At 69.0% G+C, this 15215-nt stretch carries 20 protein-coding genes and 1 riboswitch; of the genes, 5 read left to right on the top strand and 15 right to left on the bottom strand.

The features are described from left to right. Positions 1-12: 12 nt before the first annotated feature. The gene (locus VNN10_11910; protein ID HXH22724.1) at positions 13-555 is read right to left on the bottom strand and encodes a YceI family protein; all 543 of its coding nucleotides are present in this window, start codon (positions 553-555) and stop codon (positions 13-15) included. 102 nt (positions 556-657) lie between these two features. On the opposite strand from VNN10_11910, the gene VNN10_11915 reads away from it, so the two are divergent. Then, positions 658-1005: a helix-turn-helix domain-containing protein gene (locus tag VNN10_11915; protein HXH22725.1), complete on the top strand. Its 348-nt coding sequence runs from the start codon at positions 658-660 to the stop codon at positions 1003-1005. A gap of 7 nt (positions 1006-1012) precedes the next feature. Here VNN10_11915 and VNN10_11920 read toward each other — a convergent pair whose 3' ends face one another. The 4 genes from VNN10_11920 to VNN10_11935 form a co-directional block, all read right to left on the bottom strand. Further along, positions 1013-1573 carry a hypothetical protein gene (locus tag VNN10_11920; GenBank protein HXH22726.1) on the bottom strand — a complete coding sequence of 187 codons (561 nt, stop codon included), beginning with the start codon at positions 1571-1573 and terminating at the stop codon, positions 1013-1015. Positions 1574-1678: 105 nt separating this feature from the next. Beyond that, positions 1679-2473 carry an enoyl-CoA hydratase-related protein gene (locus tag VNN10_11925; protein HXH22727.1) on the bottom strand — a complete coding sequence of 265 codons (795 nt, stop codon included), beginning with the start codon at positions 2471-2473 and terminating at the stop codon, positions 1679-1681. 68 nt (positions 2474-2541) lie between these two features. Next, a complete protein-coding gene (locus VNN10_11930) occupies positions 2542-2796 on the bottom strand; it encodes a hypothetical protein (GenBank protein ID HXH22728.1) in 255 nt (84 codons plus the stop codon). Between the two features lie 97 nt (positions 2797-2893). After that, positions 2894-4198, bottom strand: coding sequence for a DUF1015 domain-containing protein (locus VNN10_11935; protein ID HXH22729.1), 1305 nt, complete (start codon positions 4196-4198; stop codon positions 2894-2896). A gap of 90 nt (positions 4199-4288) precedes the next feature. Between VNN10_11935 and VNN10_11940 the strand changes: the two genes are divergently transcribed. Then, positions 4289-4612, top strand: coding sequence for an HIT family protein (locus VNN10_11940; protein HXH22730.1), 324 nt, complete (start codon positions 4289-4291; stop codon positions 4610-4612). 115 nt (positions 4613-4727) lie between these two features. On the opposite strand, the gene rph is transcribed toward VNN10_11940, so the two are convergent. After that, the gene (rph, locus tag VNN10_11945) at positions 4728-5462 is read right to left on the bottom strand and encodes a ribonuclease PH (GenBank protein ID HXH22731.1); all 735 of its coding nucleotides are present in this window, start codon (positions 5460-5462) and stop codon (positions 4728-4730) included. Positions 5463-5522: 60 nt separating this feature from the next. After that, the gene (locus VNN10_11950) at positions 5523-5882 is read right to left on the bottom strand and encodes a hypothetical protein (protein ID HXH22732.1); all 360 of its coding nucleotides are present in this window, start codon (positions 5880-5882) and stop codon (positions 5523-5525) included. A gap of 175 nt (positions 5883-6057) precedes the next feature. On the opposite strand from VNN10_11950, the gene VNN10_11955 reads away from it, so the two are divergent. After that, positions 6058-7368, top strand: coding sequence for an MFS transporter (locus VNN10_11955; protein ID HXH22733.1), 1311 nt, complete (start codon positions 6058-6060; stop codon positions 7366-7368). Here the strand turns inward: VNN10_11955 and VNN10_11960 are convergent. The 4 genes from VNN10_11960 to VNN10_11975 form a co-directional block, all read right to left on the bottom strand. Continuing rightward, entirely contained in the window at positions 7365-8147 is a 783-nt protein-coding gene (locus tag VNN10_11960) for an ABC transporter ATP-binding protein (GenBank protein ID HXH22734.1), read from the bottom strand. The genes VNN10_11955 and VNN10_11960 overlap by 4 nt on opposite strands. Then, the gene (locus VNN10_11965) at positions 8147-9181 is read right to left on the bottom strand and encodes an iron ABC transporter permease (GenBank protein HXH22735.1); all 1035 of its coding nucleotides are present in this window, start codon (positions 9179-9181) and stop codon (positions 8147-8149) included. Before VNN10_11965 ends, VNN10_11960 begins: the two co-directional genes overlap by 1 nt. 135 nt (positions 9182-9316) lie before the next feature. Continuing rightward, positions 9317-9460: riboswitch (cobalamin riboswitch) on the bottom strand. 67 nt (positions 9461-9527) lie between these two features. Further along, positions 9528-9932: a phage holin family protein gene (locus VNN10_11970; protein ID HXH22736.1), complete on the bottom strand. Its 405-nt coding sequence runs from the start codon at positions 9930-9932 to the stop codon at positions 9528-9530. Between the two features lie 214 nt (positions 9933-10146). Beyond that, the gene (locus VNN10_11975; protein ID HXH22737.1) at positions 10147-10938 is read right to left on the bottom strand and encodes an alpha/beta fold hydrolase; all 792 of its coding nucleotides are present in this window, start codon (positions 10936-10938) and stop codon (positions 10147-10149) included. A gap of 229 nt (positions 10939-11167) precedes the next feature. Between VNN10_11975 and VNN10_11980 the strand changes: the two genes are divergently transcribed. Together VNN10_11980 and VNN10_11985 are read left to right on the top strand one after the other, a co-directional pair. Next, positions 11168-11551: a cupin domain-containing protein gene (locus tag VNN10_11980; GenBank protein HXH22738.1), complete on the top strand. Its 384-nt coding sequence runs from the start codon at positions 11168-11170 to the stop codon at positions 11549-11551. Continuing rightward, positions 11548-12219 (top strand): alpha/beta family hydrolase, encoded by a 672-nt coding sequence (locus tag VNN10_11985; protein ID HXH22739.1) that lies wholly within the window; start codon positions 11548-11550, stop codon positions 12217-12219. The genes VNN10_11980 and VNN10_11985 overlap by 4 nt, the downstream gene beginning before the upstream one ends. Here the strand turns inward: VNN10_11985 and mtnP are convergent. The 4 genes from mtnP to VNN10_12005 all read right to left on the bottom strand — a co-directional run. Then, positions 12216-13094 carry an S-methyl-5'-thioadenosine phosphorylase gene (gene mtnP / locus VNN10_11990; GenBank protein ID HXH22740.1) on the bottom strand — a complete coding sequence of 293 codons (879 nt, stop codon included), beginning with the start codon at positions 13092-13094 and terminating at the stop codon, positions 12216-12218. The genes VNN10_11985 and mtnP overlap by 4 nt on opposite strands. Beyond that, complete coding sequence (locus tag VNN10_11995) at positions 13087-13611, bottom strand: adenine phosphoribosyltransferase (GenBank protein ID HXH22741.1); 525 nt, start codon at positions 13609-13611, stop codon at positions 13087-13089. Before VNN10_11995 ends, mtnP begins: the two co-directional genes overlap by 8 nt. A 63-nt stretch (positions 13612-13674) precedes the next feature. After that, positions 13675-14859: an FIST N-terminal domain-containing protein gene (locus VNN10_12000; protein HXH22742.1), complete on the bottom strand. Its 1185-nt coding sequence runs from the start codon at positions 14857-14859 to the stop codon at positions 13675-13677. Positions 14860-14956: 97 nt separating this feature from the next. Further along, on the bottom strand, positions 14957-15215 hold a 259-nt coding region (locus VNN10_12005), incomplete at its 5' end, for a CocE/NonD family hydrolase C-terminal non-catalytic domain-containing protein (protein HXH22743.1).

The raw sequence follows: 15215 nt of genomic DNA on the forward strand, positions 1-15215 counted from the left end.
CGACGACTCGCTTTACTCTCGGACCGCCTCGATGTGCAGGACGACGCTGACGCGGTCGCCGACCACCACCGTGCCCGACTCCAGCACCGCGTTCCACTTCAGGCCGAACTCCTTGCGGCTGATTGCCGTCTCCGCCGTGAAGGCAACCACCTCGCCAGCCGTCCCGTGCGAACGGCCCTCGAACCGCGTGGCCAGCGTGACCTCGCGCGTTATGTCACGTACGGTCAGGTCCCCGGTCACCCGCCACTCGTCGTCGGAAACGCGCTCGACCCGTCTGCTGCGGAAGGTGATGTACGGGTGGCGCTCGGCGTTGAAGAAGTCGTCCGAGCGCAGGTGGGCGTCCCTGTCCCCGATCCCTGTATCGATGCTCGCCACGCCGATCCGCGCTTCCACGGTCGACGCCTCCGGCCGCTCTTCGTCGAGGTGGATCCGGCCGTCGAGTTCGTGGAACCGCCCCTTTACGGTGGAGACGACCAGGTGCTTCACGGCGAACTCCGCCACAGAGTGCGCCGGGTCGATCCGCCAGGTCCCAACTCTCGTCTCCAGTGCTGTCATCGTGCCCTCCTTCTGCGGCGTCCGCCGCTTATCTTCGATAAGCTACTCTACTGTGATTATCTAACCCTTGTCAAGCGGCTTACGATGCGTAAGAATAAATCCGTGACGAATTCTCACGAGGACAGCGAGGCCTTCTGCCCCTACTTCCAGCGGGCCATCGAGCTCGTCGGGTCGCGCTGGACGGGCGCGGTGATCCGCGCCCTCAACAGCGGGCTCTACCGCTTCAGCGACCTCACCGCTGCCGTCCCTGGCCTCAGCGACCGCATGCTCTCGGAGCGCCTGAAGGAGCTCGAAGCCGAGGGCATCGTGGAGCGCACCGTCATCCCGGAAACGCCGGTGCGCATCGAGTATCGCCTCACGGAGAAAGGACGCGCCCTGAGCCGCGTCCTCAAGGAAGTCTCGGACTGGGCCGAGACGTGGCTCGCGCCGACGTCGTCCCCGACCGCCTGAGCTGCGGTCAGGCCGTGCCGTTAGACTTTCGCCGGCGTACGTCCCCGAGCCGGCGGCGCAAAGACACTGGCAGCTCCGTGGGCGCACCGGCCCGGTAGCGACGCCGCGCCTGCTGTTGGGCGCCCTCGCGGTCCTGTTGCCGCCTGGCGCCGGCCTTCACGCCCAGCCCGCTAAGCTCGCGCCGCAGCCCGTCGATCTGGAGGCGGAGCATCCCGATCTCGGCGAAGAGGTCGGTCAGTACCTCCTCCGGATCGGCGATGTCATAGCCCTCCTCTGCCCCAGCGTCCTCCAGCGAAAACTCTCCGGCCTCCGGCCCTGTCCTTGCCTCCGAGGCCTCTGGCGCTGAAAGCGCCGCCGCCGTCGCGACGGCCTCCCGCGCGATGCTCGCCCGGTCCTCCGCGGCCGCGCCGGCGCCGCCGCCGCTGTAGGCGTACAGCCGGCGGGTAATGGTCGTGCCGTCGGCGTGCGCGTCCCGGCGCGATAGCAGGGCCGGCGCCGCGCTATAAGCTCCGGCCAGCGCCAGGACGCCGACAATCCCCAGCAACAGATAGATCACAAAGCCGTCCACCGTCCCGGTCCCCCTGATCGAGTGTGGACTGCTTATGGTAAGGCGGGTCTCGCCGCTCCGATATTGGGGTAAACCCTGATAGTCCCGGGCGCCGTGTCTTGCTCGCTAGCGGCCCTCGAACACAGGCGTCCTGCGCTCGAAGAAGGCCTTGCGGGCCTCCTGCGCGTCTTTGCTGGCGAAGGCCTTACGGATGTTCGCCAGCTCGTAGCGCAGCTGGCTCTCGAGGTCGATCCCGGTCGCCCGCCGGACGCCTCGCTTCGTCAGGCGCGTCGTGATTGGCGAGCGTTCGGCCAGGAAGGCGCAATACTCCTTGAGCCGCGCCGGGAAGCGGTCGTCGTCCACGACTTCGCCCACCATGCCCAGGTTCAGCGCCTCCTCCGCCCCGACGGTCCGGTTCTCGAGCAGGAAGCGCATGGCCTGCTCGTAGCCAATTGCCTGCGGCAGCGTCCATGTGAGGCCACCATCCGGTGACGCGCCTATGCGTGGGTAGCCGGCCATGAGCCGGGCGCTGCGCGCCATCAGCCGCACGTCGCACGCCATCGCCAGAGAGAGGCCCGCGCCCACCGCAACGCCGTTGATGCCGCCCACGACCGGCTTGTCGCACACCTCGCGCAACACCAGGCAGAAGCGCCCTACCCAGCCGAGGTCGTCGAGCTGCTGATCGAGCTCCGAAAGCGGCGACGCGCTCTCGCCCGCGCCGCTGAGGTCGAGCCCGGAGCAGAAGGAGTCGCCCGTCCCGGTGATCGCCACCACCCAGACGGAGTCGTCTCGCGCGGCCTCCTCGACCGCCGTGACGACGCCCCACGCCAGTTCGTCAGAGAGGGCGTTCTTCACCTCCGGCCGGTTCAGCATGATCGTCCGTACGCGGCCCTCGTTTTCGACTCGCAGCACTCCGCTCATGGGCCCTCCTTCACTGGGCGCATCGTAACCCGGACAGGCCCGCCCTGGGCGAGGGGTCGCGGCGGGGTTTAGACGTGTATCCGGCGGCTCCGGGACGAAGGCGGCGAGACTATCTCCCGCAGCTTTTCGAGGAAGCGCCTGTTGGCCCGGTCCGGACTCTCGCCGTAGCTGTTCACGGAGTTCTCGATATCCGCGGTGCAGTCCGAACAGAGGACGATAACCTCCCCAAACGCGTGCCAGGAATAGCCTTCCTCGAAGTCGAAGTTGCAGCGCGCGCAGCGTGGTCGCGGTTGACGGCGGGCATCGACGCGAAACTCAGTCACCGCTAACTCCTCCGGCCTCCGGGGTCATTTTGCTGGAAATAATGCCACAACCGCGAGGAAGGTTTGAGGCCGTCTGTCACACGATTTCCCCGCCAGATCAGGGGCCCCAGTCCAGGGGGTACATCACCACGCCGGTGGCGAGCTTCGGGTAGAAGAAAGTCGACTTCTGCGGCATGCGCTCGCCTGCCAGAGCGCAGGCGACCACCTGCTCGACAGGCGTCGGGTTCAGCAGCAGCGCGGCGTCCCATCGTCCCGAGAGCACCTCGCGCGCGGCCTCCTGCGCTGCCTCCGTGAACTCGATCTCCTCCGGCGCAGAACGCGCACCGATCAGCGGCAGCAGGGCATGGTGCAGCACGTTCACGTCCAGGCGCCGCCAGGCCTCGGCGTGGCCCTGTGGTATACGCCTGTCCACTGCTTCTCGGTCCGCCACGCGGATCAGATGCAGGCCGCCCGGGGTCAAGCCTATCGCCCCCAGCGCCGTGCCTCGGGCAGCCTCTTCCGCCATGGCCTCCACGAGGGCCTCGAGGTCGCGCTCCGAGCGCGCGTCGCCGGCGTGGCGCGCTTCGAACACCGGCGCCGGGCGCCCCACAACCTCCGGCCCCGGCGCGCTTTCGAGTCTGACAAGCCGGTGCGTCGGCAAAATGACCAGCCCGGGGTCGTCCATGTCTACCAGCGCCGCGAGGACGAAGTTTTCTGGCTCCTCGCCCGTCCATGACGCCGCCGCTTCCCGGCGTTCATTCCGGTACGCCAGCGCAGTCTCGTAGCGATGGTGGCCGTCGGCGACGTAGAGCTTCTCGCGCTCGAGGTGGCGGTGCACGTAAGCTGCAGCTTCCGGTATCAGCGGTCGCAGGACATGACGCTCCCCTGGGAGCACCGCGTCCAGGATCACAGGCCCGCAGTCCGCGTCGCTGATCAGCGGCTGCGAAGTCGGGCTGCGATACATCGCCAGGATCGGGCTGGTCTGAACCCTTGTCGCGCGCAACAGCTCCAGGCGGTCGGCCTTCGCGGCCGCGCGCGTGTGCTCGTGCGGGAGCACGATCCCCTTCTCCCACTCCTCCAGCCGGAGGCGGCCGAAGATCGCCCTGCGGTTGAAGCGCTCGCCGTGCAGAGTGAACTCCTGGTCGTAAACGTAGAGGCGAGGCTGCGTGTCGAACACCAGCGCTCGCTTCTTCAGCCACGCCTCGATCTGGGCGCGCGCGCGCAGATAGCGGTTATTCGCGGCAGAGTCTTCCGGGCTGGCCGGCCCGTAGTCGACGTTGGCGATGTTGAAGGGGCTGCGCGCGTACAGCTCCGCCGCCCTCTCCGGCGACACGACGTCATAGGGAGGGGCCACCAGCGTAGAGGCGTCGCCAGCCACCTCCGTGTTGTAGCGCAGGGCCGGAAACGGGCGGAAGTCGGCCACGTGGCCATCATAGGCGGCGGGCATGGCGGCGCAAAGGCGCACTGCGGCTCGCGTTGACCCTTCGCCGTCCGGAACCTAGATTGATGGCCAGTGGAGCGGTTTTGCGTTTTCTGCGAGATCATCGCCGGCAGGGAGCCCGCCGACGTCCTCTATCGGGACGAAGAGGTCATCGTCTTCCGCAACCGCCTGCGCTGGGTGCCCGTGATGCTCCTATCTGTCCCCACGCGCCATCTCACCCAGGCGGAATTGTGGAAGGACCTCGGCCGCGTCGGCGAGCTAGCGGTCCAGATGGGGGAGAAGCACTGCCCCGGCGGATTCCGCCTGCTCTCGAACTTTGGCCGCGACGCGATGCAGAGCCAGGATCACGCCCACGTCCACGTCATCGGCGGCACCTTCCTCGGCGAGTACGCCTGAACCGGCGACTCCGGCCGCAGACCCGGCGGCCAAGCGCCCGCGATGCGACTCGGCCCTGACCGGCCCTGGCTGACGGCCTGTGGTGATTCGAAGCCCGCGCGCTCGCTCTCGAGGCCTACAGCACCGGCAGCCCCGAGGCCTCCAGCACCCTGCGCTGCGCCGCGAAGGACTCTTCGATCCCCTTCTCGGCCAGCGTCAGCAGGCGGTCCATCGACTCCTTGTCGAAGGTGCCGTGCTCAGCCGTCCCCTGCACCTCGACGTAGCGCCGCTCCCCGGTCATGACGACGTTGAAGTCTACCTCCGCTTTCGAGTCCTCCTCGTAGCAGAGGTCCAGGAGCGCCCGGCCGTCGACGATGCCCACGCTCGTCGCCGCCACCGGGCAGCGCAGGGGCAGCGAGGCATAGGTGCCCTCTTCGACCAGGCGTTGCATCGCCTGCACCAGCGCGACGTAGGCGCCCGTGATCGACGCGGTCCGCGTGCCGCCGTCGGCCTGAATGACGTCACAGTCGATGGTGAATGTCCGCTCGCCCAGGAGGTCCAGGTTGGCCACGGCCCGAAGCGAGCGGCCGATCAGGCGCTGAATCTCGTGCGTCCGCCCGCCGATCCGGCCCTGCACGGCCTCCCGCTGGGAGCGGGTGTGCGTCGAGCGCGGCAGCATCGAGTACTCGGCCGTTATCCAGCCGCTCGTCGTGCCCCGCAAGAACGCCGGCTGACGGTCCTCGATGCTCACGGCGCAGAGGACGATTGTCTTTCCGACAGTAATCAGCGCCGAGCCCTCCGCGTGTTCCAGAAAGCCGACACGGATATCCAGGGGCCGGAGCATGTCTGGGCGGCGGCCGTCGATGCGCAGCAAAGAGCCTCGCTTTCGCGCGGATTATAACAACCGCACTCGGGGGAGACTAATTGACGGTCAGGCCGCGGCCGGCGGCTGCTCCGCGAGCTGACCCCCGAGCACGCCCTCAGGCCGCCCGGCCTCCAGCTGCCGCCGCATCGACCGCACGTCCTCGGTCAGCGCCGCCACCTCCGCCCGCAGCGCGAAGAGCTCTGAGAACAGCTCATCCGCCAGCGCTGGCGGCGCAGGGTCCGGGGGCCGATGGGATGTCCCGCCCGGCGTCAAATCCGCCCTGGGCGCCAGGCGGCGCCTGTCAATGCGGATTACCGCCGGCTCCGCGCGCCCGCGGCGGAGCGCCTGCAGCGCCGAGGTCGCGGCGACCGCCAGCACGCCGGCGCCGCCAATCGCCACCATAGCCAGCCCGATCTCCTGCATCATCGTCGTGCTGAAATCATCGGCCCGCCGCGCCCGTGGTTTAGCAGCGCCGTCGTTCCTCCCGCGTGGCGCCGGCTACTTCAGTCAGGCACGTGCTCCGCCGCTCCGGTTCGTCCCAGCAGTGGCCTACGTATTACCATGGATCGGTGCCCATCCCCTCACCGGAGCCCGAAGACTAGTGGCCGGCGTCGCGGTAGACAAGGAGCGGACCGAGCAGCGGCCTGGCCTGCTCGCCTATCCCGGCTCCAACTGGGTGCGCAGCACCTTCGAGTCCCTCGGCATCCGCGCCTATCGCGTGCTCTGGATCGGCACCGTCTTCTCCTTCATCGGCTTCATGATGTCCATGACGGCCCAGAACCTGGTCGCATTCGACCTCACCGGCAACAACCGGGCCGTCGGTCTTGTCGCCTTCGGCCAGGGTGTGGCCATGCTCGCCCTCACGCCCTTCGGGGGCGCCATCGCGGACCGCGTCTCGAAGCGCTTCCTGCTCCTCGTTTGCCAGGGCACCATCGGCCTGGTCATGGTCGGCACGGGCGCGCTCATCGCCGGCGACGCGATTACTGTCTTCTGGCTGGCCGCTGGCTCCTTCGTCATCGGCGTCATGTTCTCCTTTCTCGGGCCCACGCGCACCGCCTACATAGGCGAGATCGTGGACGAGGAGCGGCGCGGCAACGCCCTCGCTCTAACCCAGGTCGGCATGAACGCCACCCGCGTCTTCGGCCCCTTCGTCGCCGGCGGCCTCATGGCCTGGGGCGCTGTCGGCTCGGCCGGCACCTATTTCATCATGGGCGGCCTCTTTGCCCTGGTGGTGGTGACGCTGGCACAGTTGCCACCCAGCCGCGGCACCCGTCGCCACTCCAGCATGCTGCGCGACATCCGCCTTGGCATGGCCCACGTGCGCGAGAACCCGCGTCTCCTCCAGGTCGTCGTTGGCTTCATCGCCGTCACGGTGGTCGGCTTTCCGTACATGGTCGTGATGCCTGGCTTCACGCAGGACGTCCTCGGCACCGGCAAAGCCGGTTTCGGCATCATGGTCGGCGTCTCCGCCATTGGCGGCCTGGCCGCCAGCCTGGTCGTCGCCGGCCTGGCCGACTCCTCGAAGGCGCCCGCCCTGCAGCTATTGGCGAGCCTGCTCCTTGGAATCTCCCTGATCCTCACCGGCCTCGCGCCGAACTTCGCGCTCGCCCTGCTGACCATGGTGCTGGCCGGCGCCGGCGGCAGCGCCTTCCAGACGCTGAACAACGCCGTCGCCCTCAAGGAGGCGCACGCAGACTACTTCGGGCGGGTAATGTCGCTGATGATGATGGCCTGGAGCTTCAACGGCCTCATCGGCTTGCCCATCGGCTACCTGGCCGACGAGGCCGGTGAGCGCACCGTCCTCCTGGCGATGGGCGCCGGCGTCTGCGCCATCGTCGCCCTGCTGGCCCTCTGGCGTTTGCGGCTGCCCCAGTCCGCTGCGGACGTGGCCGCGAAGGTCGAGCGCGCCTAGTCCTCAGCGCCCGCCGGCTCAAGCGGTATCACGGCCGGCCGCGGCAGACCGTCCCGAAGCACGGTGACCTCCGTCCCGTAGGCCGAGCGGATCACCTCCGTGGTGAGGACGTTGTCCGGCTCTCCCTCGGCCAGCACGCGGCCCTCGCGCATCAGGACAATGCGGTCGCAGTAGAGCGAAGCCAGTGTCAGGTCGTGGATCGCCGCGAGCACTGCCAGGCCCGACGCCGCCAGCCGCCGCACCAGCGACGCCACCGCCACCTGGTGCCCGATGTCAAGGTTCGCCGTCGGCTCGTCAAGGAGGAGGATTGGCGCCTCCTGAGCGAGCGCCCGTGCCATGACGACAGCCTGCCTCTCGCCGCCAGAGAGCTCGTCGACGCGCCGCTCTGCCAGGTGGCCCGCCCGCGCGCGCTCGAGTGCCGCCTTCGCCCGCCGGTAGTCCTCCGGCCCCTCCTGCTCGAAGAAGCCCAGGTGCGGCGTCCTCCCCATGAGCACCACGTCCAGGACCGTGTATCCCAGGGGCAGCACCGGGTTCTGCGGCACGACCGACACCAGGCGCGCCAGCTCCCGCTGGCCAAGGTCCCGGACCGAGACCTCACCGGCGAGCACGTCACCCCTTTGCCAGGGGACAACGCGCGTGATGGCGCGCACCAGGGTTGTCTTGCCACAGCCGTTCGGGCCAACCACGGCAACGACCTCCCCAGCGCGCGCTTCCAGGCTCACTCCGCGCAACACCGGGCGGCCATCGTAGGACACGTGCAGGTCTCGTACTGAAAGCATCAGAAGAAGGCCTTCTTTTGCCGGCGCAGCAGGTAAAGGAAAAACGGCGCTCCAAAGACGGCCGTAATCACGCCCACCGGCACCTCGCCCGGCCTCACCAGCGTCCGCGCGCCGATGTCTGCCAGGATCATGAAGCAGGCCCCCGCCACGGCCACCAGGGGCAACAGGCGGCGGTAGTCAGGCCCCGCTATCATGCGCACCGCGTGCGGCGCAACCAGCCCTACGAAGCCCACGATGCCAGCGACCGCCACCGCCGCTGCTGCCGCCAGCGATGCTGCCAGCAGCAGCAGCGCGCGCGTGCGCTCGACGTTCACGCCCAGCTGTCTGGCCTGGTGCTCGTCCAGTTGCAGGACGTTGAGCACGCGGCCATGGAGGTAGATGAAGGCCGCCGCGGGCAGCGCGTACGGCAGGATGTACCACATCCGGTACCAGCCGGCGTTGTTGAACCCGCCCAGCAGCCAGTTCAGGATCGTCAGGCTGCTTTCCCGGTTCACGAGCATGAGATAGGAGATCAGTGAAACGGCGATCGACGACAGCGCGACTCCGGCCAGGATCAACGTCGTTGTCGGCGTGTGGCCGGCGATGCGGGCCAGGGCATAGGCCAGCACGACAGCGGCAAGCGCCCCGGCGAACGCAGCCAGCGTGATCACGCTCACGCGTCCGTAGTCCAGCGGCACCTCCAGGACGATGACCACCGTCGCCGCGAGCCCAGCGCCGGACGCGACGCCCAGCAGGTAGGGGTCCGCCAGCGGGTTCCGGAAGACCCCCTGGTAAGCGGCGCCACTGACGCCAAGCGACGCGCCCACCAGGCCGGCAAGCAGCACTCGCGGCAGGCGGATGTCCCAGACAATGACGTCCGTCGCCGCGTCCACGCCGGAATCGAACCCCAGGACGTGAGCCCCGATCACCGCCGCCACGTCCCCGGGCGCGATCCCCGCCGGCCCGATCGCCGCGCCGAGCACGACGCAGCCCGCGAGCGCTAGCAGCGCTGCCGGCAGCACCCATCGCGAGCGGCCCTGGGCCTGTCGAAGCACCCGCCGCGGCAGGCTGATAGCCGCAGCCGCCGCCGTCCTGGTCCCTGCCGCAGTCCGCTCCGACATACAAACATCCCGGCCCAGGTCGGCCGGGATGGGTCGCTCGCGCGACGGCGTCCGCGGCCCTCCTCGGGGCCCATCGACGTCGTCAGGGGCTGGCGGCCTGGCTCTCCTCCGCGGTTGCGAAGGACTACAGTTGCGGGACAGCGCCGGACTTGGACCGGCTTCGCATTTACTCCTCCGGACGGGCCGGAGGACACCCCTGACAGCGCTCTTCTCTTTTGACGCCCGCTCCCGCGGACACTCGAAGTCTAGGTTTCGCCCCCCGGCGCGTCAAACCAGGCTGCTACCACCTGCCGGACACGCCGCGGGCAATGCGCTGCGCATCCACGAACCAGCCGATCACCGTGCTCACGACGCTGATGATGATCGCGCCCAGGATGGCGTCGAACACGCCCTCGACGTCGAAGCGGATGTCGTCATCGATGTTCGCGATCCAGTCCGCGAGGCCCAGGAGCATGGCGTTGAGGACGATGAGGAAGAGCCCCAGAGTGAGGATCGTCGCCGGGATCGAGAGCCAGAAGAGGACCGGGCGCACGTAAAGGTTCAGCAGGCCCAGGATGAGGGCGACGATTAACGTGCTCCCCCAGCCCTCCAGCCGGATGCCGGGCAGGACCTCAGCCGCCACCCAGACCGCGGCCGCCAGGATCAGCCACCGCACGGCAAGGACTACCAGTCGCTCCTGGCTCACGCCCGAAGATTACCATCCCGGCGGTCATGCCGATTGCGCCGCCGGAGTGGACCTCCGGCGGTGGCCTCTCCTGCCCGCACGAGGCTCCATGCGCCGGGAGATCCCGGCTCGGCCCTCAGACACAAGACCCGGCTCGTAATGCTCAAGAGGAGTCACACCGCCAATTCCTGGCTGCGGTGACACGGGGCTGCGGGGAATCGCCCGGCCTCAGCCGCTACACGTGAGCCAGGAACTCGCGCACCACGCGGTTGAAGTGCTCCGGCTCCTCCATGTTCGAGAGGTGGGCGGCACCAGGGATGATCTCCAGCTTCGCGCCGGGGATGCGCTCCGCCATCAACTGCGAGTCCGCTGGCGGGGTCAGGCCGTCCGCCTCGCCGACGATCACCAGCGTCGGCACGCTGATCGAGGCAAGCATTGGCACCGAATCGGGGCGCTCGGCCATCGCCATGAGGTCGCCAGCCATGCCCTGCACCGGCGTGCTCTCCATGATTGCTCGCACCCTGGCAACGAGCTCCGGCCGCTCATCCATCGATTTCTGGCTCAGAAGCCGCCCGATCATCGCCTCAGCGATAGCTCCGGGGCCCCGCTGCTGCGCCGTGAGCGCGCTCTGGAACCGCGCTGCTTTACCCTCAGGCGCGTCCGGCTGGGCGCGCGTGTCAGCCAGGATCAGCCCCCGCACCCGCTCCGGGTACTTCCGCAGGAAGGCGAAGGCGACATAGCCTCCCATCGAGAACCCGCCGATCACCGCCTTGTCGATGCCCAGGTGGTCCATCAGCCCGCGGACGTCATCGGCGTACGTGTCGACCGTCGTCAGCCAGAACGGCGCCTGTGACTCCCCGTGCCCCCGCAGGTCGATCGCGATCACTCGCGCCGCATCGGAAAGGCCCTCTACCTGAGGGTCCCACATCCTCCGGTTCAGCGGGTAGCCGTGGATCAGGACCAGCGGCGTACCCGACCCCTGGTCCGTGTACGCGATCTCGATACCGTTGATCGTTGCGGTCGGCAAGGGCAGTCTCCCTCCTGTTTTCGGCGACTCGAAGCGCTGACGGCTCCTCAGCCGTACTGCGCGAATACTAGCATGGGCCTCCGCGCAGACCACGTCCCCTACTGCCAGGGCCCAATCCTCCTGCCCGGCCTCCCGCCCGCGCGAGGCGACGGGAGCAAGAGGTCTTGACAGCCCGCGGCGTCAGACCTGACGCTACGGCCACGCCCAACCGTAGCAGAGAGGTCTCCCAGTGCACGTGATCCGCGGTTCCTCCGTGCAACTCCAGCGCGCTCGCCGCGAGATCTTCACCGGCGAGGTCGAAACCCACACCTACGTCGACGAGACGCTCGGCGAGCACCTGCGCCTGTCACTCGTGCGCTTCAAGGCCGGGGCCCGCACGAAGTGGCACCGCCACGCCTTCGAGCAGGCCCTCCTCATCACCGAAGGGCGCGGTGTCGTCGCCACAGACGCGGCCGAGCACGTCGTCGAAGCGGGCGATGTCGTCGTAGTGCCCGCGGGCGAGCGCCACTGGCACGGCGGCACGGAGTCGACCGCGATGGCCCACATCTCGATCACGACCCCGGGAGAGACCACCGTCCTCGAGCCCGTCGACCGCATTCGCAGCGCAGGATGACCGAGGAGCGCCGGACGGTCGAAGTGCCCGGCCGCGGCGCCGTTTCCGCCGTCCTCTCCGCCTCGACCGGGGGCGCCTGGCTCTTCGTCTACGCCCACGGCGCGGGCGCTAACCTCGACGACCCCTTTGCCCTGCACGCGGCCGGAGTGCTGCCGCCCCGAGGCATCGGCGTGCTGCGCTTCCAGTTCCTCTACCGGGAGCGTGGCCGCTCGGCCCCCGACCCTAACGGCGTGCTTGAGGACACCTGGCGGGCGGTGCTCGCCGCGGCCCGCCAACTCGCGGCGCCTCGCGGCCTGCGCGTCGTCGCCGGGGGTAGGTCCATGGGCGGCCGTATAGCCTCGCAGGTCGTCGCCGCCGGCGAGGCCGTCGACGCCCTGGCGCTCTTCGCCTACCCCCTGCACCCGCCGGGGCGTCCGCAGCAGCGGCGCGTCGAGCATCTGGCGCTCGTGCAGGTGCCTACGCTGTTCTGCTCCGGCACACGCGACGACTTCGCCACGCCGGACGAGCTCCGCGACGCCGTTTCACTGGTGGCTGGAAGCAGCCTCCACCTGCTCGACTCCGCCGACCACGGCTTCAGTCCGCTGAAGTCCACGGGCCGTAGCAGGCGGGACGTCTGGGACGAGGCCTGCGACGCGCTTGCCGCCTTCCTCTCTGGTCTCGAGGCCTAGGCTTGCGCCTCGAAGTGCCTCTCCAGCACCGGGCCTAGCTCGCGCTTGCGCTCCTCCGGCACCATCGACAATGGCGTGACGATCGCGTCGCGCAGGGCCCGGGCACAGGCGCAGCGATCCCGCGGCGGCGGCCGGGCAGCGACATCCGCGACGATACGCCGCGCCGAGGCGACGTTCTTCTGCAGGTTCGAAAGGATCAACTCCACGGAGACGCGCTCCTCCGAAGCGTGCCACGTGTCGTAGTCCGTCACGCAAGCCAGCGTCGCGTAGCACATGCTCGCCTCGCGGGCCAGCTTCGCCTCCGGCGATGCCGTCATGCCGATGATCGACGCCCCGAGCGCGCGATAAGACTCCGATTCCGCCTGCGTCGAGAACCCCGGGCCCTCCACCACCACCAGCGTGCCGCCCCTGTGCACCCGCGCCCCCTCGCGCTCGGCCGCGGCAGCCAGCGCCTGGCTCAGCGCCGGACAGAACGGCGTATCGAAGGCGATGTGCGCGACGATGCCCCGGCCGAAAAACGACGGGTCCCGCCGGTACGTGCGGTCGATGAGCTGGTCCGGCACCACCATGTCCAGCGGCGCGATCCCCTCTTGCAGGCTTCCCACCGCGGAGACCGACAGCACCTGCCGCACGCCCAGCGAGGCCAGCGCCCAGATGTTCGCCTGCGACGGCAGCTCGCTCGGCGCTATCCGGTGCCCCGCGCCGTGCCGCGCCAGAAATGCCACCTCTGTCTCCCCGACCCGCCCGACCACGATCGCGTCCGAAGGCCGACCGTACGGCGTGTCCATCTCGACTTTCCTGGCGCCAGACACTCCCGCGATCTCGTAGAAGCCGGAGCCGCCAATGATGGCCACGGTCGCCCGCGCACTACTCATAGCGGATCAGCGTCTCCACCGGGTAGTCCAGGCGCTCCCGGCCCCGCAGACCTGCGAGCTCGATCAGGAACACGCAGCCGGCCACGCGTCCGCCGATGAACTCGACCAGCTTCGCGGCGCCCGCCGCCGTCCCACCAGTCGCAATGAGGTCGTCGATGATCACGGCCGTCTGCCCTGGCCTCAGGGCGTCAGCGTGGATGTCGAGTTGGTTCTCCCCGTACTCGAGCGCGTACTCGACCGTCATGCGCTGCGCCGGGAGTTTGCCCGGCTTTCGCACCGGCACGAAAGGCAGGCCCAGCCGCGTCGCCACGGGTGTGCCAAACAGGAACCCGCGCGACTCTATGCCCACGACCGCCTGCGGCCGCATGGCATCCGCAACCTCGCAGTACCAGTCCACCGCCTGCCGCAGCGCCTCGGCGCTCCCGAGGAGGGGCGTGATGTCGCGGAAGAGGACTCCCGGCTGCGGAAAGTCAGGCACGTCCCGGATGAACGACCGCAGGTCTAGCTTCGGCGGCACTTCGCCCGATTGAACTCCATGCCGTCCCGGCAGGTCAAACGCCATCGGCACGCGCTATCGCTATCACGGCTTTCGGACGATTAGCCCCAGGCTCGCGGTGAACCCGTGCAGGAACGTCCTCTGCCCGATCGGCCCGATTTCTCCGTTGCAGAAGAAGCCGGCCACCGGCACGTCGCCAAGCATGTCGGCGACGGCGAGCGCGTCGTGGTCGGGCGCGCCGAAGAGTCCGGCGCCGCGCCCGTTGCAGGAGCACAGCAACCCTCCTACGGCCGTCCCCTCGCCCGCCTCGCTCTTGAAGCGCTGCAGCAGCTCCCGCAGGTCCTCGTCCGCGGCGGCCGCGTCGCGCATCTGGAACTGCAGCGTCTGGCCGGTGCGCGGGTAGGCGTTGATCGCCAGCAGCCCGCGCTCACGGTCCGCCCCGACGAGGTTGCGGATCAGGAAGTCGCCGCGCCGGAATTCGTCCTTGTACTCGTCAACCGCCAGGCCGACGAGCAGGTTCTGCTGCGCCCGCAGCTGCTGGCCCGGCTCGAGGCCCATCAACGTCTCGACGAGCACCTGGTACGCCGGGCGCATGCCTATCGTTTCGATGATGTTCTCCGTCGCGCCCGTGATCGTCCACGGCTCGCCGATTGGCGCTGCACCCTGCGACACGACCGTCCGCAGGGTGTAGTCGCCGCGCAGCACCACGGCAACGGCCCCTTCCAGGTACGCCTCGCCGTCCAGGAACACGGCCGCGCGCGCCGTCCTCGAGTCCCCCGAGGCAATGCCTCCGAGGATAGGCAGGCCCGGGAAGAAGCCTGACATGGCGATGAGGAACGGCTCGCAGTCGAAGTACGGCTCGGCGAAGACGATGATGCCGTTCATGTCCTCGGCGCCGGTCTCCAGCGCCTCCTCCCAACTCTCCCGCGACGCCCGGCGCTGGACGTCCCCGTTCGTGATGCGCACCGCGCTCAGGCTAGCGCCCGGCAGCTGGAAGCAGGCCAGAGACAACGCGGGCTGGTCCTCGACCTCACGCCGTGGACCAATGATCCCTTGCCCCGAACAGCCGATGACAGTGCCGCCCAGCCGCGCCTTTGCCTCGCGGGCCAGGTCCGGGAACTCCTCGGCGTAGTCCCAGGCCGCAAACAGGAGCGTCAGGTCCGGCGCGACCGGCGACACGGCGGCCACCGCCTGGTCCAGCGCCTCGCGCCACCCGGCCGCCACCGCGATCGCCGCCTTCGCCCGCGCCGTTACGTCAGTCTCCGCCACGCGACAATAGTAATCCCAGCCCTCCGCGATTTGAACCGGCGCGAGGCGCACAGCGAGGAGGCTCCTTTGCCTCTTTCCGTGCCACTTTCCTTACGCGCTACGGGCTATGCGGCACCACCGGCAGCTCCACGTATGACGCCCGCTCGCGCTCGAAGTGCACCGTGTTGCGCGCCACCACCTTCGCCGCACCCCGCTCGCCGTAGGACGGGAACCCCGTGTTTGGGTTTGCGTCAAAGCGGGGGAAGTTGCTGCTGGACACGTCCAGCCGGATGCGATGGCCCTCCCGGAAGACATGGCTCGTCGACCACAGGTCGACCACCACCTCGTACGGCCTTCCCGGCTCGACCGGCGACCGC

The sequence above is a fragment of the Dehalococcoidia bacterium genome, from assembly GCA_035574915.1.
Lineage (GTDB): Bacteria > Chloroflexota > Dehalococcoidia > DSTF01 > WHTK01 > DATLYJ01.